The 21,171-nt window shown below is 68.5% G+C and carries 16 protein-coding genes and 1 pseudogene; 10 read left to right on the top strand and 7 right to left on the bottom strand.

From position 1 onward, the window contains the following. Positions 1 to 391: 391 nt before the first annotated feature. Positions 392 to 850, bottom strand: coding sequence for an ATP-binding protein (locus ACGF4F_RS29780; protein ID WP_393082442.1), 459 nt, complete (start codon positions 848 to 850; stop codon positions 392 to 394). On the opposite strand from ACGF4F_RS29780, the gene ACGF4F_RS29775 reads away from it, so the two are divergent. Then, positions 813 to 1,907 carry an endonuclease gene (locus ACGF4F_RS29775; RefSeq protein ID WP_357447218.1) on the top strand — a complete coding sequence of 365 codons (1,095 nt, stop codon included), beginning with the start codon at positions 813 to 815 and terminating at the stop codon, positions 1,905 to 1,907. The two genes, ACGF4F_RS29780 and ACGF4F_RS29775, sit on opposite strands and share 38 nt — an antisense overlap. A gap of 614 nt (positions 1,908 to 2,521) precedes the next feature. On the opposite strand, the gene ACGF4F_RS29770 is transcribed toward ACGF4F_RS29775, so the two are convergent. After that, positions 2,522 to 2,980 (bottom strand): Lrp/AsnC family transcriptional regulator, encoded by a 459-nt coding sequence (locus ACGF4F_RS29770; RefSeq protein WP_357447215.1) that lies wholly within the window; start codon positions 2,978 to 2,980, stop codon positions 2,522 to 2,524. A gap of 93 nt (positions 2,981 to 3,073) precedes the next feature. Between ACGF4F_RS29770 and ACGF4F_RS29765 the strand changes: the two genes are divergently transcribed. Both ACGF4F_RS29765 and ACGF4F_RS29760 read left to right on the top strand, forming a co-directional pair. Further along, positions 3,074 to 3,925 (top strand): TIGR03619 family F420-dependent LLM class oxidoreductase, encoded by an 852-nt coding sequence (locus ACGF4F_RS29765; protein ID WP_357447212.1) that lies wholly within the window; start codon positions 3,074 to 3,076, stop codon positions 3,923 to 3,925. Then, positions 3,922 to 4,347, top strand: coding sequence for a nucleoside deaminase (locus ACGF4F_RS29760; protein ID WP_357447209.1), 426 nt, complete (start codon positions 3,922 to 3,924; stop codon positions 4,345 to 4,347). Before ACGF4F_RS29765 ends, ACGF4F_RS29760 begins: the two co-directional genes overlap by 4 nt. Positions 4,348 to 4,406: 59 nt before the next feature. Here the strand turns inward: ACGF4F_RS29760 and ACGF4F_RS29755 are convergent. Beyond that, positions 4,407 to 4,541: pseudogene (locus tag ACGF4F_RS29755) on the bottom strand (IS3 family transposase); the annotation flags it as partial. Positions 4,542 to 5,453: 912 nt separating this feature from the next. On the opposite strand from ACGF4F_RS29755, the gene ACGF4F_RS29750 reads away from it, so the two are divergent. From ACGF4F_RS29750 to ACGF4F_RS29740, 3 genes are all read left to right on the top strand, one after another. Further along, positions 5,454 to 6,959 (top strand): alpha/beta fold hydrolase, encoded by a 1,506-nt coding sequence (locus tag ACGF4F_RS29750; protein WP_357447206.1) that lies wholly within the window; start codon positions 5,454 to 5,456, stop codon positions 6,957 to 6,959. Between the two features lie 409 nt (positions 6,960 to 7,368). After that, a complete protein-coding gene (locus tag ACGF4F_RS29745) occupies positions 7,369 to 10,659 on the top strand; it encodes an NACHT domain-containing protein (protein WP_393082436.1) in 3,291 nt (1,096 codons plus the stop codon). Positions 10,660 to 10,867: 208 nt separating this feature from the next. Beyond that, positions 10,868 to 13,087, top strand: a complete 2,220-nt coding sequence (locus ACGF4F_RS29740; protein ID WP_393082434.1) for an ATP-dependent RecD-like DNA helicase — start codon at positions 10,868 to 10,870, stop codon at positions 13,085 to 13,087. A gap of 176 nt (positions 13,088 to 13,263) precedes the next feature. Here the strand turns inward: ACGF4F_RS29740 and ACGF4F_RS29735 are convergent, their stop codons facing one another. Next, complete coding sequence (locus ACGF4F_RS29735) at positions 13,264 to 13,716, bottom strand: helix-turn-helix domain-containing protein (protein ID WP_357447048.1); 453 nt, start codon at positions 13,714 to 13,716, stop codon at positions 13,264 to 13,266. Positions 13,717 to 13,807: 91 nt separating this feature from the next. Here ACGF4F_RS29735 and ACGF4F_RS29730 point away from each other — a divergent pair, with 91 nt between their 5' ends. Further along, complete coding sequence (locus ACGF4F_RS29730; protein WP_357447045.1) at positions 13,808 to 14,401, top strand: dihydrofolate reductase family protein; 594 nt, start codon at positions 13,808 to 13,810, stop codon at positions 14,399 to 14,401. Beyond that, positions 14,398 to 14,868: a PPOX class F420-dependent oxidoreductase gene (locus ACGF4F_RS29725; RefSeq protein WP_393082431.1), complete on the top strand. Its 471-nt coding sequence runs from the start codon at positions 14,398 to 14,400 to the stop codon at positions 14,866 to 14,868. The genes ACGF4F_RS29730 and ACGF4F_RS29725 overlap by 4 nt, the downstream gene beginning before the upstream one ends. A 212-nt stretch (positions 14,869 to 15,080) precedes the next feature. Here ACGF4F_RS29725 and ileS read toward each other — a convergent pair whose 3' ends face one another. The 3 genes from ileS to ACGF4F_RS29710 all read right to left on the bottom strand — a co-directional run bounded on the left by ileS (position 15,081) and on the right by ACGF4F_RS29710 (position 19,820). Continuing rightward, positions 15,081 to 18,194: an isoleucine--tRNA ligase gene (gene ileS, locus ACGF4F_RS29720; RefSeq protein ID WP_393082428.1), complete on the bottom strand. Its 3,114-nt coding sequence runs from the start codon at positions 18,192 to 18,194 to the stop codon at positions 15,081 to 15,083. Positions 18,195 to 18,621: 427 nt separating this feature from the next. Further along, complete coding sequence (locus ACGF4F_RS29715; protein WP_357447036.1) at positions 18,622 to 19,050, bottom strand: nitroreductase family deazaflavin-dependent oxidoreductase; 429 nt, start codon at positions 19,048 to 19,050, stop codon at positions 18,622 to 18,624. 584 nt (positions 19,051 to 19,634) lie between these two features. Next, a complete protein-coding gene (locus ACGF4F_RS29710) occupies positions 19,635 to 19,820 on the bottom strand; it encodes a hypothetical protein (RefSeq protein WP_357447033.1) in 186 nt (61 codons plus the stop codon). Positions 19,821 to 19,951: 131 nt separating this feature from the next. Between ACGF4F_RS29710 and ACGF4F_RS29705 the strand changes: the two genes are divergently transcribed. Together ACGF4F_RS29705 and ACGF4F_RS29700 are read left to right on the top strand one after the other, a co-directional pair. Then, a complete protein-coding gene (locus ACGF4F_RS29705) occupies positions 19,952 to 20,281 on the top strand; it encodes a PadR family transcriptional regulator (RefSeq protein WP_357447030.1) in 330 nt (109 codons plus the stop codon). Positions 20,282 to 20,320: 39 nt separating this feature from the next. Then, complete coding sequence (locus ACGF4F_RS29700) at positions 20,321 to 21,157, top strand: pentapeptide repeat-containing protein (protein ID WP_393082423.1); 837 nt, start codon at positions 20,321 to 20,323, stop codon at positions 21,155 to 21,157. The last annotated feature ends 14 nt before the right edge of the window (positions 21,158 to 21,171 follow it).

Raw genomic sequence — 21,171 nt, 5'->3', positions numbered from 1 at the left:
TCCGGAAGAGCACGTGACCGCAGGCACGGAAATCTCATGTCCGCCAGCCCGGAGCAAACTGTCCGCCTACCCGGAGCATGCCGTGTCCGCTGGCACGAGTGTCAGTGGGCGCCGATACTCTTCGCCGTGCGGAAGGCCGGGGTCCGAAGGACTTCTGCACCGGGCCGCCCCAGGCAGTGAATCGCCGAGGGCAACGACCCCGGGCCTTCCGTCCAGGCATCTATCCGGGACTCGACCCGGTGCGAGGCGCAGCCCGATTCCCCACAACGGGCGGCGCCCGGCGTTTTAGCGGGTCCGCTTCGCGGCGTACGCCTTGCGCCCTGCGCGGAACCGCTCTCCCGCCGGTCCCCCGGCCGCACTCCGCGGCATGGCATTCCCGTCAGGTACGGCGCTAGTCGGCGCGGGGAAGCATGATAGTGAATGTCGTCCCGGCGCCGACCTCACTCGCGACCGTAATGATGCCCTGGTGATCGGCGACGATCTGCCGGGCGATGGCGAGGCCGAGGCCACTGCCTCCGGTACGGCGGCCCCGTGCGGCGTCGGCCCGCCCGAACCGGTCGAACGCATGCGGCAGCGCGTCCGCCTGCGATTCCCGAGCCGGTGTCGACGACCCGGACGGGCCGGGATCGCTGATCCCGGCCCCTCGCCCGTCCGGCTGACGTCGGCGAAAGATTCTTCCCACCGCCCTCCCGGCGTTCACGCCGCCGCCGCTAACATCGGTGACCATGAATTCACAGAGCATCACCCGCTCGCGATCCGGGCGGTTGGTCACGGCGTTCGCGCTCGCCGTGGCTTTGGCGACCGGCGTCGCAGTGGCAAGCACCTCCGCGTCGGCCGCGACCGCGCTCACCGTCGCCCAGGCGCTGGCTGCCCAGGACGGCCGCACCGCCACCGTCACCGGTTACGTCATCGGTCAACCGACGGCGACGAACACGGTGATCACCTCCGGCTACACCGCCGACACCGCGATCGCCATCGCCGACACCGCCGGCGAGACCAGTACGGGCAGGATGCTCTACGTCCAGGTCACCGCGCCATACCGGAGCGCCTTCGGGCTGCTCACCAACCCGGGCCTGCGGGGCAAGCTGGTCACCGCGACCGGCACCCTGACCGCGTACTTCAGCCACGGCGGGCTGAAGGACCCGACCGCGATGACCCTCGGCAGCACCACCCCCAGCCCGACGCCGACCGCCTCACCCACCCCGACCGGCGGGCCGTATGACTCGACCTACTACGCGAGCGCGATCGGCAAGACGGGTACGTCCCTGCGCGGCGCCCTGCACTCGATCACCAAGGTGCAGACGAAGCTCACCTACGACCAGGTATGGGAGGCGCTGAAGGACACCGACCAGGACCCGGCAAACCCCAACAACGTGATCCTGCTCTACAGCGGCCGCTCGCAGAGCAAGGCCACCAACGGCGGCGCCGCCGACGACTGGAACCGCGAGCACGTCTGGGCCAAGTCGCACGGCGACTTCGGCACCGCCACCGGCCCGGGCACGGACGTGCACCACCTGCGCCCCGAGGACGTCACGGTCAACTCGACGCGCGGCAACAAGGACTTCGACAACGGCGGCAGCGCCGTCGCCCAGTGCCCCGGCTGCTACACCGACGCGGACTCGTTCGAGCCGCGCAACGCGGTCAAGGGCGACGTCGCCCGCATGATCATGTACATGGCGATCCGGTACGAGGGCGACGACGGCTGGCCGAACCTGGAGATGAACAACTCCGTCGCCAACGGCACCACCCCGTACCTGGGCCGACTGTCGGTGCTGCTCGCCTGGCACCAGCTCGACCCGCCGGACGCCTTCGAGAAGCGCCGCAACCAGGTCATCTACGACCGCTGGCAGGGCAACCGCAACCCCTTCATCGACCACCCGGAGTGGGCCACCGCCATCTGGGGCTGACCCCTTCGCCGGGCCGCCCGGTACGTCGCAGGTCACCGGCTCGGGCCGTACGGACCCGACGGGTGACCTGCGACGTCCGACAACCGGGTGGCCCGGCCCGGCCCCGCCGCGCGGCGGCTGCCTCCCACCGGCAGGCGCCTCGATCCTCGGAGATCCGCAGCGAGCTGGCTCTCTTGCTGCCGGGCAGTGCGCCCTTTGACGACCCGACGCAGGTCTCATGCTGCTGTCGGCGCGTTGCCTGTCGCACGGTTACACCGGGCTCGACACGATCGCGCCGGAAGCTCCGGCCAGGGTCGACGTTCAGTAGCACACCGCTGCCGGCCGAGCAGAGTGCCGGTTGTCACGACTGCTCGAACCGGCGGCGTTCGGCATCGGCGTGGTTGCCGAGCCCGACCGCGTTGACCTCGCCATTCCCGATGCGGCGGTGCCTTATTGGCGGTCAGCCCCTCCGGCGCGCGGATCCGGGTCTGGATTCCGTGCTGCGGGACAGGTAACGGGACTTCCGCCGCCGACGTGTGACCCGGCGGCGGCGCCAGTGCGGCGGCGCCGCGGGCGCCCGTAGCCGGCGGCGCCTTTACGGTAGTTCCCGCGCTGCGGGGCATTCGTGCGCCTGGTCACGAGTGGGGCGGTGTCTGGCGCGGGCCGCGATAGGGCAGGGTGGCGCTGTAGACCACGTTGGTGGTGGTGCTGCCGAACGCGGCGAGTTCGTTGACGACCTGTTCGAGGTGTGCCATCGACGTCGCGGCCACCTTCAGCAGGTAGCAGTCCTCTCCTGTGGTGCGTAGGCACTCCAGGATCTCCGGTCGTCGCTCGAGCAGCCGGTGCAGCGGTGCGTGCTGGCTGCCGGGATACTTCAGCCGCACCACCGCGAGTACGGCGAAGCCCGCCTTGGGTAGGTCGACCTCGGCGCGGTAGCCGGTGATCACACCGATCGTCTCCAGTCGCCTGACCCGCTCGCTGGTGGCCGAGGCGCTCAGCTTGACCCGGCGGCTGAGCTCGGTGATCGGCAGGCGGCCGTCGCCCTGCAACTCGGTCAGGATGGACCAATCGACGGCGTCAAGATTCTCGGCCATTACGCCAATCTACCGGCGGATCCACGGCGAAAGCCAGCAAAGGCAGGGAACAAGGTATTCCACGCCGGATCCAAGCTGGCTAGCCTGGGTAACGTGCAAATCGGCGTGAACGTACCGAACTTCGCCCCGGGTACCGACCCCGGCATGCTGCGACAGTGGGCGCAGACGGTCGAGGATCTCGGCTTCGACCTGCTGATGGTCTCCGACCACATCGCGGTGACCCCAGACGTGGCCGAGAAGTATCCCGCGCCGTTCTACGAGCCGTTCACCACGCTGTCCTGGCTGGCCGGGGTGACCCGCCGGGTCCGGCTGGGCACGACCGTGCTCATCGTCCCGTACCGGCACCCGCTGCTCACCGCACGGATGGCGGCGAACCTCAACCGGCTCAGCGGCGGCCGGCTCGTCCTCGGCGTCGGCGTCGGCTGGGCCCGGCAGGAGTTCGAGGCGCTCGGCGTGCCGTTCCGGCGGCGCGGCGCGCTGACCGACGAGTACCTGCACGCCATGTACGAAGCCTGGCGGAACACCGACGACTACGATACGGGCCCGATCCCGATCTGGGTCGGCGGCAACAGCGACGCCGGCATCCGTCGCGCGGTACGGCTCGGTGACGCCTGGCACCCGCTGCGGGTTACGCCCGGATGGCTGGCGGACGCAGCCGGGCGGCTGAAGGCCACCGCCGATGAACTCGGCCGCCCGGTGCCCGCGTTGACGCCGCGCATCAAACTCCTGGAGACCCGAGAAGTGGTCACCGCCCCGGACCGGCTCGCCGGTGTCGGCACCATCGACCAGATCATCGCCGACATCGACCAACTCCGTCTGCTCGGCGCGGAGACGGTGGTACTCGACCCGTTCAACGGCGACTTGACCGAGATCCGCCAGCCCGAACGCGCCTGGCAGACCCTTGCGGCCGTGGCCGTGTACCACAAATCCCAGGAGGACCGATGACCCCCGATGACGAGAAGTTTCTCCGCCGAGCCATTGAACTCGCCAGCAGGGCCGGGGCGTCCGGCGAACGGCCGTTCGGCTCGTTGCTGGTCGATGCGGACGGTACCGTCCTGATCGAGGACCACAACACCGTGGTCTCCGACTCGGACATCACCGCCCACCCGGAACTGAAGCTGGCCCGCTGGGCCGCTCGGGAACTCGCCCCCGACGTGGCGGCCGCCACCACTATGTTCACCAGCTGCCAGCCCTGCCCGATGTGCGCGACCGCGATCGCCCGGTCCGGCCTCGGCCGGGTGGTGTACGCCCTGTCCGCGGAACAGTTCGAGGAGGTCAAGCCAGCCACTCCGCCGCTACCCCCGGTGCAGTACGAGGGGCCGGCCCTGTTCGACGAGGCGCGCCAGCCGATCGACAACTATTACTAGACCGCACGCTCCTACCCAGGGGCGACGCGGTGAGGAACTCGTCGAAGGTGCGGATGGCGCAGCTTGCCCTCGGCGGTGTGGCGCTCGGTGATGTCGGCTAACCACAGCTCGTTCGCCCGCTGGGCGGTGAAGTCCCGGCGCACGAGATCGTCATGCACCGGTGGGCCGACCTTGCCGCCCTTGCCGCGACGCTTCTTCTTGCCGAACGTGCGTGACTGACGAAACAGCGACAGCCCGGAGAACGCCCGGGCTGTCGCTGCCAGGCCGGGCTCACCCCTCCAGCCCCGGTCCGGCGACACCGTGAGCGCCACGCATATGCGTCCGTGCCTCGCCATCGTCGGGCAGCGGGATCGGGGCCCCGGCCGAAGATCAGGCACAACGAATGCATGGGATCTGCGGCAATTGCGAGTCGCTTCCCCGGCGCTGGTCCACCGCCTGGTCCTCTTGCCCAACGTTGGGCAGATGGAGCCTTCAATATGGACACCGTGACGATAGCGTGACAAGATCTCCGATTGAGCTGGCAGGCTCGCATCATCATGGAGCTTTGGTGGGCTATTTCGGCATTTTTGGTCCAGGAGGATCAGAAAACGAGAGAAGGCCATAAAGATCAGGGCCTCCTCATTTTCGCCACGGATGTAGCACTTGGCCGCTGCCACCCCGTCAGCCAGTTGGTGAAAAGTTCAGGCGTTGACTTGTCATCGCCATGCGAGCACCATCAGTGACGCATTCAGAGTCGACAGAACTAGGCGGCCCGGGTAAAGGACCCCGAGAAGTAGAGACACGATCGTTGACAAACGACCTGTCAACACGCTCGCGCAGTTCCTGTCGACACATCCTTCCGTGGGATCCACAACCAGCGGAGGGCAGTGACACCAGATGCCGCTCGGCGCGCATCGTGACCCGATTGCGGAAGCGGCACCGTTCCTTATCCAACGCATACTCCGCGTCCCAGGAACGTTCCGAGGTGAGATCCCGCATCCTGGTCGCCGTCGCGGCCTTGTTCATCCTGCTCGCCACGCCCACGCCCCGCCCCTCGGAATTAGGCGGGTGTGGCCACGTGTCACGACTACGCGAAGTGCGCGTAGCACTCCCATTAAGGAGACCCCATGTCCAAAGCAAAGCGAAGACTCAGAGGAGCGGCATTCACGATTGTCGCAGTAACTGCGCTGACTGCCGCATTCTCTCAGCCGCTCTCCGCAGCAAAGCCCTCATCGACGGCCGCTGTCAGCGGCGCGGCTGCGGCCGCGGCCTGTGACAAGGTGCCGACCGGCGTGCAGGTCAGCGATCACTTTCTGCCCTTCACCGTCCCCGCCGGGCTGATGCCCGACCCGCAGTTCGACGGGCTCTCGGCTGAGCTGCAGGTGCATCGTGTCCAGCCCATCTACGCCCACGGGAAGTGCCACTCGGTGCCCAACCGGGCCGCGGTGCTGATCCACGGCCGTACCGTGTACGGCCCGGCCGTGTTCGACCTTCGACAGCCCGCCCCCGAAGGCGGCGAGCTCAGCATTCAGAAGGCGCTCGCCCGGGCAGGAATCGACACCTTCGCCCCCAACCTGCTCGGCTACGGCCGCTCGACGCGCTTCGCCCACGGCCTGGACGACCCGGGAAACGCAAGCCTGCCCGCCTACAACACCGACGGCACCTGCTCGTACCCGGCGGGATGCGATCGCACGCATGTCCCGGTCTTCCCCCTCGATCAGCAGGGGGCGGCGCAGGATCCGACGTTGTTCACCAATCCGCTTGGCGGGCAGCGGCGGGCCCATTCGAGCAACGTCCGGTTCGCCCGTGTCGACACCTTCGTTCGCGACATCCGTCAGGTCATCGACGACGCCATCGCGCGGGCGCAGCCGTCGGACGGCAAGGTAACCCTTGTGGGCTACTCGGCTGGCGGGCAGCACGTCGGCCGGACACTGTATGCGGCCAACCCGAACCCGCTCCTTCCCCACAGCGACCAGTACATCGCCAAGGTTAACCGCGTCGTGTTCGCGGCGTCGCTGTTCGGTTTCCCGACCGAGGAGACACCGCCGCCGACGGGCTTCGCCACCTTCCCGCTGCACGTCTTCACCGGTGGCGGACCCGGGAACCTGCCGCCCGATCGCGAGGCGGCGTGCACAGGCCGTGTGGTCCAGGGCAGTCGGGAGCAGGTCGCGGCGCAGATCCGCGAGGAGGATCCTGTCGGCGCCCAGTGGGGAGGGACCATCCCCGGGCACCCGACCGGCCTCGGCCGCAGTCCCGTCTTTTCCAGCTACGGCTGGAACACCGAAGTCGTAAGACAGCTGACCACACCCACGCTCGTCATCCACGGTCTTGAAGACGAGGTGACGCCGGTGGCGAACGCGGACACCATTTACAACAACCTCCCGGTGACGAACAAGGTGCTGGTGAAGGTTGCGTGCGGAAGCCACACCTTTGTGTGGGAGGGCTGCTCCGGACACCGCTGCACCCCCACCTCGGGCACCCCCTACGGCGGCGCACCCGGTGCCCCCTGGGCTGGTCCCCATTCCACCATCAAGGCGGCGCTGATCGAGTGGATCAAGAGTGGAACCTTCAATGGCGCCTCTAACGGAAAGTTCACCGTCAACGAGAGCGGGGTGGCGAGCGCCGGGCCCTGAGATCGGCTGGCGTTCGACGGTATGAGGAAGGCCCGGGTCACGATCGGCGATCAAGCCCGTGACCCGGGCCTTCCTGTGAAGCCGCCAACCGAATCGAACCGTCGCCCTACACATCACGATTCCGTCCATGGTTACTGCATTCGAGTTCACCGTTAGCAGAGTCTCTGATGTCATGGGGTCACGCGCTCCCCGGATTGGATCACGGCCGTACCGCCCTTTCAGCCGAGCCGCAGGCTTCGCCGTGCCCGGGTCAGAGCAAGGGGCCTGGCCGCGCGGCCAGTGCGCCGACCGTGTCGTCGACGGACGGCCGCGGGATTTGCCGGAACGCGGCGCTGGCCCGCGGGTGCGAGCACTAGGGTGGGCCTGGAAGGCGATGATCGCCTCTGGCCGGTAGCCAACCGTGTGGATCATGGGGGTGTCCATGCGTGGGCCGAGACGTGGTCCGGTCTGGGCGGCCCAGTTGTGGATGCGCCAGCGCCGGCGCCGGTGGCGTACCCGACGGGAACGGCAAGCCGAGCGGAATCGCCGCCGGCGGACCGACGAGCGGCCCGACCACCGGATGAGCTGGCGGCACCACCGCGGGCTGCGGTGGGGGATCGTCGCCACCGGCGGGGTGCTCGTGGTGTGGACCGTCTTCTCGCTGGTTCTGACGGTCCTCAACATCGAGCCCGATTTTCTGCCGGTGTCGCAGTGGTGTGCGGGGGATCCGCCGAGGTCGTACTACTGCGGACAGGTGGAGGGCTTTGTCAGGGGACCACTTATTCTGGCGTTGGGCCTCGCAGTCTTTTTGTTCTGGCGGTACGTCCCGGTCCGGCGCTGGTACGACCGCAACGCCATGCGCAACCTTCGGATGGTGCTTCCCACCGCCGAACGCGACAGCAGTGCGAGCTACGTGGTGGGCCGGGACGAACTGTGCGAAATGATGGTCCAGCGGCTCCGCGACGAGCACCGCCGACGGCCGCTGCTGCTGGTCGGCGGCATCGGCACTGGCAAGACCGCGACCCTGGTACGTCTCGCGGAGATGCTGATGGCCAGCGACGTCGTGCCGGTCGGGATCGATTTGCGCACCGTCACGGACCCGGCGAAGCTGAACTTCCACCAGCTCGCCCTCGAACAGTTCCAAAGGACCATCGACAGCCAGTTACGCGCCGCCGGCGAGGCCGACAAGGTGTGGCGCCGGCTGTGGCTGGAGAACCGCATCGTGGTGCTGGCCGACGGCCTGGAAGAGGTGCTCGCCGACTCCGACCAGCCCGCCGACCGGGACAGCGTGCTCCGCGAGGCGGTGCGGGGCGCGGTCCGCGAACGGCTCCCTCTGGTGGTCGCCTCACGGCCGGACGATCCGCTGCGCGGGTTGGACGCGCTGCTGCTGCAACTCGAGCCGCTTTCCAACGGTGCCGCGTTGGAGTACGTGCAGGCCCGCAGCCACCGCTCGGACGCTGGCCAGCAGTGGGATCGGATCACTGAGCTGGTCAAGGACGCCGACGTCGCGGACTCACCGTTTTACCTGCGGGTAATCAGCCAGCTCCATGAGGTGGACCGCCTGGACCGGGTTGGGCCAGCGGGCCAGGGCAGATCCGCGCTGCGCTGGTGTCTGCTGGAGGAATGGTGGGCTGCCATCGTCGCCGGGGATCTGTTCGAGGACTACGGGATGCCGCAGACCGAACGGACAGACGCGATCGAAGTGCTCTCCGCGCTCGCCTGCATTGGGTTGCGCGACAACCGGCTGTCGGTGCGTACCACCGAGATCATGAGCGCCGACGGCGCGAAGGACGCTGGCCGGCAGTGGATCCTGGCCGAGCTCCGGGCCCGGCTGCACAAGCTCAGCGCCGACAACCCGCAGGACCTCGGGCTCGCCGAGACCACCGGAGAGGAGCTGAACATCGTGGTGAAGCGGCAGGACGGGGTGCGTTTCCAGAACGGGATGGTCCAGGCGTACCTCGGCTCGCGCTACCTCGCCGCGGCCCTGCGCGACGACGACTTTCTGAAGCACGCCTTCACCGAGAACCACGGCCCTGGGCGGGAGCTGCTCGCCGCCCTCACCCTCTACACCCACAGCGGGGGCGCGTTCGAACGGCTGGACGGGCGGCGGAGGCCACCGGTGCCGCACGGAATCCTCCGGCTCCGGGACGCCCTTCGTCAAACGGTGGGAGCGCCGCCGAGCGCCCGCGACACGAGCACCACCCGGGTCCGGTCCATCGCTCTCGTCCACCGTCTCTGTGCCGCAGCGACCGGGACACGCAACCGCACCCGAGCACTGGAGCTGTTCGCGGCCGCGCTGGAGATGGACGCCGCCAGCGGACACGCGGCGCACCGGAAACTGGCCGAGGCGATCCTCGGCGCCTGGCCGAACTATCAGGGGGACGGCTCGGTCACCGACCGCCCGCTCGAGGACGCCAAGATCGCACTGGTGCATCGGTACGGCGACGCCGCGCGGCAATTGCGGGACCGGCCCCCGGAGCCCACCGGATTCCGGGGACAGTCGCCCACACCGCAGTACCGGCGGCTGTTCCAGATGATGGAGCACGAGACGTCGTACCTGCCCCGGCTGACCGCGGCCCGTCAGATCGCCAGCGGCGGCAACGCCGCCGTCCGCTCCCTGCGCGGCCTGCTCGACCAGCCGCCTCAGGCGGCCGATACCCAGGGCCGGGAGCGCCTCGAGGAGCTGCGGACCTGGCTCGCCCCGTCCCTATTCCTCTTCACCGACGCCGCACACCCTCCCGGCGAACCGGACTGGCAGGGCGTGGCCCGGGGTACCCTGCACCGCTGGGTCGACCGCCTGGCCACCGACTTCCGCGAAGGGGCCCGCGTCTATGAGATCACCCTGGCACAGGGGTTCCGGATGGCGGCCAACTGGCGCACGTATCCGGCGCACCGCAATGTGCTGATCGAGGAAGCCGAGAAGGCGTTGCGGCACTCCCGGTTCTGGTACTCCCACCTGGTGCTCATCCAGGCGCTCACCCTGCTCGCCCTCCCCCGTGATCCCGGCGAGGCGTTGCGCGAACGGGGTCACGGTTCAGACCCGCGCGGCCTGGTGGGCTTCTGGACCTCCATCGCCGGCGGCGGGCTCCGCGCCCCGCAGCCCGGCAGCGGTACAGCCCACCCCCTCGTCCTCGAGGTCGCGGACCTGTGCGTCGAGGCGCTCATCGACCGCCATCCGGAACGGCACTGCTGGCTGGACGAGCGGGAGATCGTCGGGCGGATCGGGTCGGACAGCCCCCAGCCGGGCATTCGCCGGCACCAGGCCTCCTGGCTGCCGCCCTGGCACGGCTGGGCCGTCCTGGAACCGCGGGCCCAACGGCTGCTGGCCGACGTGATGCTGCTGCTCAATCTCGCCGACCGGGGACGGGACAACGACCAGCGGGCCCGCCGGCTCACGCGGGCCAGCCGGGCCGAGCTACCCCCGTGCCTCACCATCGACCGCACCGCCATGCGGGTCAACCTCAGCCGCCGCCAGGCCCACGACGTACTACCCGGGGCGACCTGCATCGACGACTGCCCCTTCCGACTGTGCCCGCTGCCACCAAAGGGCGACGAACTGCCGTACCAGATGGACGAGGCTTTCTGCGCCCACCAGATCGACCTCGTCGGGCGCGCGCTCCGGCCGTCCGGGCGGGCGGACTGGCAGGCGGTCAACCGGCAGGACCTGCGGACGTTCTGGCGGGAGATGTCCGAGCGGATGGCCCCCGCCTGGCGGAAGTAGTCAGACCTAACTTGCGAGCGGCGCTTTACACCGCAGCTTCTCGAAGGATGATGTCCATTGACAGACATCTTTGTGAAAAGGCGCCGACCCTTCGTGAAGATCGACCGGTAGTCGCGTCGGCGCGCCAGACGATTCAACGCTGCGGCCCCGCGCGGTCCCGAGGCAAGCGGGCAGGGCGGGTGCCGATGCGACGGCGGCAAGCGGCACGATGTCAGCCATGACCGTGCCAGCCCGTCCGCCGCTTGCCGTACTGGACGCGGTGCTGGAGCGGTTGACATATGTCAACGAGGAGACCGGGTACACCGTTGCCCGCGTGGCCACCAACCGTGGCAGCGATCTGCTGACCGTGGTCGGGGCGCTGCTCGGCGCGCAGCCGGGTGAGACGCTGCGGCTGCAGGGGCGGTGGTCGTCGCACCCGAAGTACGGTCGGCAGTTCGAGGTCGACTCCTACTCCACGGTGCTGCCTGCCACGATTCAGGGCATCCAGCGCTATCTCGGCTCGGGCCTCGTGAAGGGTATCGGCCCGGTGTTCGCCGAGCGGATCGTCGCCCATTTCGGCCTGGACACCCTGCGGGTCATCGAGGAGGAGCCCGCCCGCCTGGTGGAGGTGCCGGGGCTGGGGCCGAAACGCACGGCGAAGATCACCGCCGCGTGGGAGGAGCAGAAGGCCATCAAGGAGGTGATGGTCTTCCTGCAAGGTGTGGGCGTCTCCACCTCCCTCGCCGTGCGGATCTACAAGCAGTACGGCGATGCCTCCACCGACGTGGTCACCAAGGAGCCGTACCGGCTGGCTGCGGACGTGTGGGGCATCGGCTTCAAGACCGCCGACACCATCGCCCAGGCCGTCGGCATCCCCCACGACAGCCCCCAGCGGGTCATGGCCGGCCTGCAATACACGCTGTCCGAGGCCACCGACTCAGGCCACTGCTACCTACCTGCTCCCGAGTTGGTCGCCGACGCGACGAAGATCCTCGACGTGCCCGCCGACCTCGTCACCCGCTGCCTCGACGACCTTGTCGCCGACGAAGGAGTCGTCCGCGAGACGCTCCCCGCCGGGGACGGGGAGGCGGTGCAGGCGGTGTACCTGGTGCCGTTCCACCGCGCCGAGCAATCCCTCGCCAGTTCCCTACACCATCTGCTCACCACCCCGGCCGACCGGCTGCCTCACTTCACGAACGTCGACTGGGGCAAGGCTCTCACATGGCTGAAGGCACGCACCGGCAACGACCTCGCTGCCGAGCAGGAGCAGGCGGTCCGTCTCGCCCTGACTGCGAAGGTGGCGGTGCTGACCGGCGGGCCGGGCTGCGGCAAGAGTTTCACCGTCCGCTCGATCGTCGAACTCGCCGCCGCCAAGAGAGCCAAGGTCACCCTTGTCGCCCCGACCGGCCGGGCCGCAAAACGCCTGTCCGAGCTCACCGGGCATCCCGCCGCCACCGTGCACCGGCTGCTCCAGTTACGCCCCGGCGGCGACCCCTCCTACGACCGGGACAATCCCCTCGACGTCGACCTGCTCGTCGTCGACGAGGCCTCCATGCTCGACCTGATCCTGGCCAACAAACTCGTCAAAGCCGTCCCACCCGGCGCCCATCTGCTGCTCGTCGGCGACGTCGACCAGCTCCCCTCCGTCGGTGCTGGCGAGGTCCTGCGCGACCTGCTCGCCGCCCCCACTATTCCGCGGGTGCGGCTGACGCAGATCTTCCGCCAGGCCGCCCAGTCCGGTGTCGTGACCAATGCCCACCGCATCAACGCCGGCCGCCCACCCGTGGTTCAGGGCCTGCCGGACTTCTTCCTGTTCGCCTGCGACGACACCGACGCCACCGCCGCCCTCACCGTCGACGTCGCCTGCACTCGCATACCGGCCAAGTTCGGCCTTGACCCGCGCCGGGACGTGCAGGTTCTCACTCCCATGCACCGCGGTCCGGCTGGTGCCGGCGCGCTCAACACGCTGCTGCAACAGCACCTCACCCCGCACCGGGAGGGGCAGCCGGAGCGGCGCGCGGGTGGGCGGGTGTTCCGGGCCGGTGACAAGGTCACCCAGATCCGCAACAACTACGACAAGGGCCAAGCGGGCGTCTTTAACGGCACCCTCGGAATCGTCACCGCGCTCTCCACGGAGGAGCAGACCCTCACGGTGCGTACCGACGAGGACGAGATCATTGACTACGACTTCGACGAACTCGACGAACTCGCCCACGCCTACGCCATGACCATCCACCGCTCCCAAGGCTCGGAATACCCCGCCGTCGTCATCCCCCTCACCACCAGCGCCTGGATGATGCTCCAACGCAACCTGCTCTACACCGCCGTCACCCGCGCCAAACAACTCGTTGTCCTCGTCGGCTCCCGCCGGGCCCTCGCCGCAGCCGTCCGCACCGTCAGCGCCGGCCGCCGTCACACTGCACTCGACCACCGCCTCAGTCGCCTGTGACGGGAGTATCTGGGCGATCGAACGGGCCGCTGGCCTGGACATGGGCGAGGACCTGGACTGCGTGTGGTGGTCGGCGGTCTGGCGCTCGCCGCGTTGGGCTTGGGAGCGCGTCCGACGGCGGTCGCGGATGCCGTTGGGCGGCCAAGGCCCGGCCAGGGGCTTTCAGGTCGTCAGGGTCAGACGGCTGCGCCGGGGCCTGGCAGCGGGTCGATGTCGTTTGCGTGCATCGGCTCGCCGCAGTGGGTGCAGCGCAGGTCGACACCGCTGACTTCGCCGCACGCGTGGTGGCGGTAGAGCACTGGCGGGCCGGTCTCGCCGGCGAGCCATTTGTCTCCCCAACGGGTCATGACCATGAGCAGGTCGACCAACTCGGTGCCCTTCTCCGTCAGGATGTACTCGTAGCGCGGTCGCCGGTCGTAGGGGCGGCGTTCGAGCACGCCCTGGTCGACGAGGTGGTTCAGTCGCTCGGTCAGGACTTTGCGTGAGATTCCGAGGTCGGCCTGGAGCTGCTCGAACCGGTTGAGCCCGACCCATACGTCGCGCAGGACCAGCGGTGACCAGGGCTCCCCGATGACGTCGAGCGTGCGTGCGATCGAGCACGCCATTTTGCTGAAGTCCGTGCGTTGCATGGAACCAGCCTACCAATTGGGGTTCCCTTAGGGAACTGAGGTTGCTATGGTCACAGCGTCTCTTGAAGGAACCCCAGGGAGGATCACGGAGATGAGCAAGGTCATCAGCGCCCACGCGGTGTCGGTCGACGGTTACATCACCGGCCGCGGGCCCGGCGCCGGGCGTGGGCTCGGCGACGGGACGATGCTCTTCGACTGGTACTTCGACGGCGACACACCCAGCCAGGTGTTCGACGGCTTCAGGCTGAGCGAGCCCAGCACACGGGTCTTCGACGCCCTCGCCGGGCGCGTGGGCGCGGTCGTGGCGGGCCGCAACACCTATGAGGACTCCGACCATTTCGGAGGGGGCAGCCCCCACCCGACGGCCCGGCTGTTCGTCCTCAGCCACCGGCCCGCACCGGAGATCAGCGAGCGGCAGACCCTCGTCACCACCGGCATCGAGGACGCGGTCGCCGCGGCGCGCGAGGCCGCCGGCGACAAGGACGTCGGCCTCATGGGCGGCGGCGTCGTAACCGAGGCGTTGATAGCGGGGCTCGTCGACGAGATGGTCCTCCACCAGGTGCCAGTCCTACTCGGCGGCGGCCGGCCCTTCTTCCAGGCGCTGCCCGGGCATGTGCGACTCCGCCTCGTCGACGCCGTTCCGGCGCCCGGCGTCACCCACCTCCACTACAAGGTCGAGCGATGACCCTCGTCACCGGCAACGTCGCGTCGCGCGCCGACAACCACCGCCACAAGCCCACCCAGAACCCACGCCAGGAGATGACCACGATGCTCAACCCCGACGTGCGCCGCGTGCTCGACGGCACCCCGATCGCACACCTCGCCAGCGTCCTGCCCGACGGCGCCCCCCACTGCGTCCCTGTCTGGATCGGCACGCACGGCGACCACATCGCGATCCTCACCGGCCCGAGCACCCGCAAAGCCCGCAACCTACGCCGCGACCCGCGGGTCGCGCTCTCCCTGACGCCCACCGACAACCCGTTCCAGCCGGTCATCATCCGCGGCCGCGTCATCGAGTGGCTCGAAGACGACGCCGCCTGGACGATCGTCGACCAACTGGCCACCAAGTACACCGGCCAGCCGTACCCGCGAGACGAACGGCGGGTCGTTGCGGTTATCGAACCCGAGCGGCAGACGATAGGCGTCGCATGAGCCGACGCGGGTCCGTGGCGACTGTCCATCTCTTCACACGTCCGAGTGAATGCCGGGCATGCGGACGAAGTGGAGGGCAGGGCGTGGTCGGCGCCGTTCGGGTCGCCTCCGCCAAGGGCGGCTGGCTCTTCAAACGCCGCAGACTACCCGGCTCCGCCGCCGTGGCGGGCGGCCGGTCGCGAGTAGACCGGCCGCCGTAACGGCGAATCGGATCAGGCGCGGCGCAGCCAGAACCTCAGGCCGAGGTCGGCGTCCTGGTGCGGCGTGGCTGCCCAGTCCGGCTCGCCGGGGCCGAACCGCACCGCGAGCACCTCGTCGGCGACCATGTCGCGGTGCTCGTCGAGCGCCGCGGCGACGTCGTTCTGGGCCGCTGCGTAGCGCAGCTCGATCCGGTCGGAGACTTCCAGCCCGCTGGTCTTGCGGGCCTCCTGGATCAGGCGGATCGCCTCGCGGGCGAGCCCGGCGCGGCGCAGCTCCGGGGTCAGCTGCAGGTCGAGCGCGAGCGTGGCGCCGGCCTCCGAGGCGACCGCCCAGCCTTGGCGCGGCGTCTCGGTGATGATCACGTCGTCGGGGCCGAGGGTCAGCGGCTCGCCACCGACGATCACGGTGGCCTCGCCGGCCGCGAGGCCCCGCTTGATAACGGCGGCGTCGGCCGCGGCGATGGCCTTGGCCACGTCCTGCACCGCCTTGCCGAACCGCTTGCCGAGGGTCCGGAAGTTCGCCTTAGCGGTAGTGTCGACCAGCGACGCCTCTGAGGCACCGAGCGGCAGGACCACGGCGACGTTGAGCTCTGCGGCAATCTCTGCGATGAGCTGCGGATCCAGGTCGGCGAAGCCCTGTGCCGAGGCGAGCGAGCGGGCCAGCGGTTGGCGGGTCTTGACCCCGGACTCGGCGCGTGCCGTGCGACCCAGTTCCACCAGGCGTCGGGCCACCGTCATCTGCTCACCCAGTCGGGGATCGATCAAGCATTCGTCCACCTCCGGATACGCCGCCAGGTGCACCGACGGGGCGGCCGTCGGGTCCACCGCCACCACGATGTCCTGCCAGACCCGCTCGGTGATGAACGGGATGAGCGGCGCGAGCAGCAGGGTCACCGTTCGTAGCGCCTCGTGCAGGGTGGCCAGGGCGGCCGGGTCGCCGCGCCAGAAGCGGCGGCGGCTGCGCCGGACGTACCAGTTCGACAGGTCTTCGACGAACGCGGCGAGCAGCTTGCCTGCCTCCTGGGTGTCGAACGCGGCCATCGCCTCGTCGACCTGACGCACCAGGACGTTGAGCTCAGAGAGCAGCCACCGGTCGAGCACCGGCCGGTCCGCCGGCGCCGGGTCCTCAGCGGACGGCACCCAGTTCGCGGTGCGGCCGTAGAGCGCCTGGAAGGCGACCGTGTTCCAGTAGGTCAGCAGCGTCTTGCGGACCACTTCCTGCAGGGTCGTGTGACCCACCCGGCGGGATGACCAGGGCGAGCCTGCGGCGGCCATGTACCAGCGCACGGCGTCGGCGCCGTGCTGCTCCATCAGCGGGATGGGCTCGAGGATGTTGCCCAGGTGCTTGGACATCTTGCGGCCGTCTTCGGCGAGGATGTGCCCGAGACAGACGACGTTCTCGTACGAGGACCGGTCGAAGACCAGCGTGCCGACGGCCATGAGGGTGTAGAACCAGCCGCGGGTCTGGTCGATCGCCTCGCAGATGAACTGGGCCGGGTAGCTGCGCTCGAACAGTTGCTGGTTGCGGTGTGGGTAGCCGAACTGGGCGAAGGGCATTGCGCCCGAGTCGTACCAGGCGTCGATGACCTCCGGCACGCGCGTCGCCGTCGCGCCGCAGTGGCAGGTGAGGGTGACGTCGTCGACGAATGGGCGGTGCGGGTCGAGGTTCGACAGTTCCCGCCCGGTCAGCTCGCTGAGTTCGGCGAGCGAGCCGACACAGGTCAGGTGTCGCTGCGGGCAGCGCCAGATCGGCAGCGGGGTGCCCCAGTAGCGGGACCGTGACAGGGCCCAGTCGACGTTGTTGGTCAGCCAGTCACCGTAGCGGCCGTGCTTGATGGTCGCGGGGTGCCAGTTGGTGCGCTCGTTCTCGCGCAGCAGCTGGTCGCGGATCGCCGTGGTGCGCACGTACCAGGACGGCTGGGCGTAGTAGATGAGCGGCGTGTGGCAGCGCCAGCAGTGCGGGTAGCTGTGCTCGTACTGCTGCTCGCGGAACAGCAGGCCGCGGTTCTGCAGGTCGGTGACCAGCGACGCGTCGGCGTCCTTGAAGAACATCCCGCCGACCAACGGGATCTGCGTCTCGAACGTGCCGTCGGGGCGCACCGGGTTAACCATCGGCAGCCCGTAGGTCCGGCAGCTGGCGAGGTCGTCGGCGCCGAACGCGGGTGCCTGGTGGACCAGGCCGGTGCCGCTGTCGGTCGTGACGTAGGTCGCGAGTATGACGAGGTGCGCGTCCGGCACGTCGACCAGGTCAAACGGCCGCCGGTAGGTCCAGCGCTCCAGCTCCTTGCCGGTGAAGCTGTCGCCGGTGCGGGTCCAGCCGTCGAGGACCTGCTCCAGCAGCGGCTCGGCGACGACGAGCCGCTCGGTGCCGTCGGTCGCCACCACGTAGGTGACGTCCGGGTGTACCGCCACGGCCGTATTGGACACCAGGGTCCACGGGGTCGTCGTCCACACCAGTAGTGACGCCTGCCCGGCGAGGGGTCCCGAGGTCAGCGGGAATCGCACGAACACTGAGGGATCCGTGTCGTTCTCGTAGCCCTGCGCCAGCTCGTGGTCGCTCAGCGCGGTCTGGTCGCGTGGGCACCACGGTGCCACCCGGAAGTCCTCCACCAGCAGGCCCTGGTCGAAGATCTGCTTGAGCGACCACCAGACGGATTCCACGTAGTGTGGGTCCATGGTGCGGTACGCGTCGTCCATGTCGACCCAGTAGCCCATGCGCTCGGTCAGCTCGGCGAAGGCGTCCGTGTGTCGGGTCACTGATTCCCGGCATTTGGCGTTGAACTCGGCGATGCCGTAGGCCTCGATGTCCTGCTTGCCGGTGAAGCCGAGTTCCTTTTCCACCGCGAGCTCGACCGGCAGGCCGTGGCAGTCCCAGCCCGCTTTGCGGGGGACGTGGAAGCCCTTCATGGTCTTGTAGCGCGGGAAGATGTCCTTGAACACCCGCGCCTCGATGTGGTGGGTTCCCGGCAGCCCGTTGGCGGTCGGTGGGCCTTCGTAGAAGATCCAGTCGGGCCGCCCCTCGGTCTGCTCGAGGCTGCGCTTGAAGATGCTGTTGCTGTGCCAGAAATGCAGCACCTCATGGTCAAGGGTGGCCAAATCGACCTGCGCGGGCACGGTTCTGTACATCCGGTCGGTCCTCCGTCGGGCGTGCTGTCCAACGGAGGGACGAGGCCGGGCCCCGCGGTACCACCCTCCTTGGTCGCGTGAAACGCACGACCCGCTCATTCGGATGCAAGGTCAGTTCTACTCGGCCCGCGGGCCTTTCTTCCGACGGCTCCGGGGTGATCTTCCCGCCGTGCACGCTCCCGGGCTCACACCGCCCCCGAGTCGCTCCGAGCTGCGTCCGGTGGTACTCGTCCCCATCAACGCCTCTTGCGGCACGAACTTTACAACAGGCCGCTCCGCGCGGTCGTAAACGCCACCAGCCCGGCTGCCGTCCGGCCGTTGTCCTGGCTCTCATGGCCGTCTGCCGTCACTGTCGAGCTCTGTGGCGGCGGCACGGGCAGCCGGATGCGGAGGCCGGGATCTCGCTGGCCGGTCCTACGGGTGTGGGCTACGCCCGCCTAAGTTCGAGCACAGGAATGGTGCGGACTCCAGCAGTTTGGCGTGCATACTCGGCAAAGCCAGGGTAGCGCCGCGCTTGCTCGGCGTAGATGCGGTCGCGTTCAGCGCCGGTCAGTTCGCGGACGGTCACCTTGTATGTCTCGGTTCCGCGTTCGACACTCCCGACACCGGCGGCGGCCAAGTTGTGGTACCAGTCCGGGTTGGTGGGTGCTCCACCCTTGGTTGCGAAGACGTAGATGATGCCCGGCTCGGTGTCGTGCGGGAGGTACATGGTCGGGTTGACGTGCTCCCGCCCGCTTTTGCGGCCGCGGTGATGCAACAGGACCAGCGGAGCGCCCTCGAAGTTCCCGCCAACCCTGCCCTCGTTTGCTCGGAACTCCGCGATGATCTTCGCGTTCCAGTCGAGCGTGTCGCTCATGTCGAACTCCAGTCGTTCACGATCTCGGGAGATCCGCTGAGACCGGATGATGGAGAGGCCCGGCGGCCGTTCCCGGCGATCAGGCCTTTGACCTGGCACTTCATGGTAGGTAGGCCCTCATCCCGGAACTGGGTGGAGACGAGCAAACCGGCCGGCTACGACACCTTTGCGTGGGCGTTCACTGCTCAGATCGTTCGGCGAGGGGGCGTCGGGCGGCACGGCCGCGCCGGCGATGTTCCCGCCCACGTGGGCAACCGACGAGGTGCCCGGGATCAGCATAATGCTCGGCGAGTGCTGCTGCAGCCAGGACCGGACGACCGCGATCGAGGTCGCGCCACCCGCTTGGCGACCGACTCCAGCACGTCGACTGCAGCGGGAGAAGCCGCCGGGCGGGAAGTACGGCACGGACACGATGTGCTGCTCGGGCGTCAACGCCAGCACTGGCTCGTCCGCCCGGTGGTCGTGGCCGAGGTGCCGGGCGACGACGCCGGGGATTGCGTGTATCGCGGGCGTATCCAAAAGTGCATACGCCACTGCAGCGGCCCTCCGTTTCTAACGGGTGCATGAAGCAGAGTGCATCCGTGTCAGCGCCGCCCCGCCGTACGCGCGGGATCGTGCTCGTCAGCCTGCTCTGCCGCTGACTCGACCAGATGGTCAAGAGCATCTTTGCTGCCCGCATCGGCTAGGTGTCGCAGCAGGCCGAGGTCACCGGTTTCGGCGGCTTGTTCGATCAGCAACGCGATGTCGTCATGGCCAAGCGGCTGGTTCATCGGTGTTTTTCCACGGCGGTTGCGGCGGAGCTGGCGTCGAGGCAGTGCCTCAGTCGCCGACATACCGCGATCCACCAACTACCTTGACAGCCACAGTACCGCGACCTACGGTGTAACCCGGGAGGTGAGGTATGAGCACCAACAAGATCACATCCGATCTGCTACGCGGGAACACCGACACGATGATCTTGCGGCTGCTGACGGAGTCCGACCGCTACGGCTACGAGATCGTCAAGCTGATCGCTGAACGCTCGCAGGGCGAGTACGAGCTCAAGGAAGCCACTATGTACTCCAGCGTCCGGCGCTTGGAGGCCGAGGGCGACATCACCTGGTACTGGGGCGACGAGTCTCAGGGCGGACGGCGCAAATACTTCCGGATCACCGACAAGGGCCGCGCGACCTACGCGCACAACAAGACCACCTGGGACTACGCCAAGCGCGTACTGGACACGCTGCTGTAAAGGGGACGAACACCAATGAACGACAGACTCAACGAGTACGTGGACGGCGTCTTCGCCCCTTACGAGGGCACCAAGAGTGTTGGCGAACTGAAGACGGACCTGCTCGCCGATCTGCAGGAGCGATATCGCGAGCTGCTCGCCGAGGGCAAAGATGAGGCGGCGGCGTTCGAGCTGACCGTCGACAGCATCGGCGACATCGAGGAGACGGTGCGGGAGGTGTCGAATCTCTCGCGGGTTCTCGAGCGGCAGGTGGTTACGCGATTCGACGCGAGCGCCCTGGAGGGCAGCGACTTCGCCGGCGTCGCGGCGCGACAGGGAAGGTTCGGAGCGAGCGCGCTGCGCGGCTCCGACTTCTCCAACGCCGACCTCACCGGCAGCAAGTTCAAGAGCAGCGACATGAGAGACGTCAACTTCGACGGCGCCAACCTGACCGACGCGAACTTCACGACGTCCGACCTGTCGGATGCCAGCTTCCGCCGCGCAAAGCTGGTCCGTACCGACTTCAGCATGTCCGGGCTCAACGGCGTCCGGTTCGCCGACGCCGCGCTTACCGACGTCGCGTTCCGCAAGACCGACCTGCGGAAGACCGTCTTCGAACGCTGCACGTTCACCGGCGTGGACTTCTCCGCGTCCGATCTGCGCGGCCTCAACTTCGACGGGGCGGCCTTCACCGGTGTGAAGTTCGACCGGGCAGGGCTTGAGGGCCTGTCGATGCGCGGGGCGATCCTGCGCGACTGCTCTTTCCGCGGCGGCTGGAGCAAGAGGTACTACAAGGCCCTACGCACCGTGAACTTTGACGGGGCGCGCATGGACAAGCTCACCTTCGCCGCGCTCAAGGGCTTCGGCGTCGAACCGGCCAACGTGACCGTCGAATAAGGAGACGTCACCAT

Source organism: Micromonospora sp. NPDC047740 (genome assembly GCF_043204735.1).
Taxonomy (GTDB): Bacteria; Actinomycetota; Actinomycetes; order Mycobacteriales; family Micromonosporaceae; genus Micromonospora.
The sequence above is the reverse complement of the archived record's forward strand: the minus strand, read 5'-3'. Positions and strand labels throughout refer to the sequence as shown.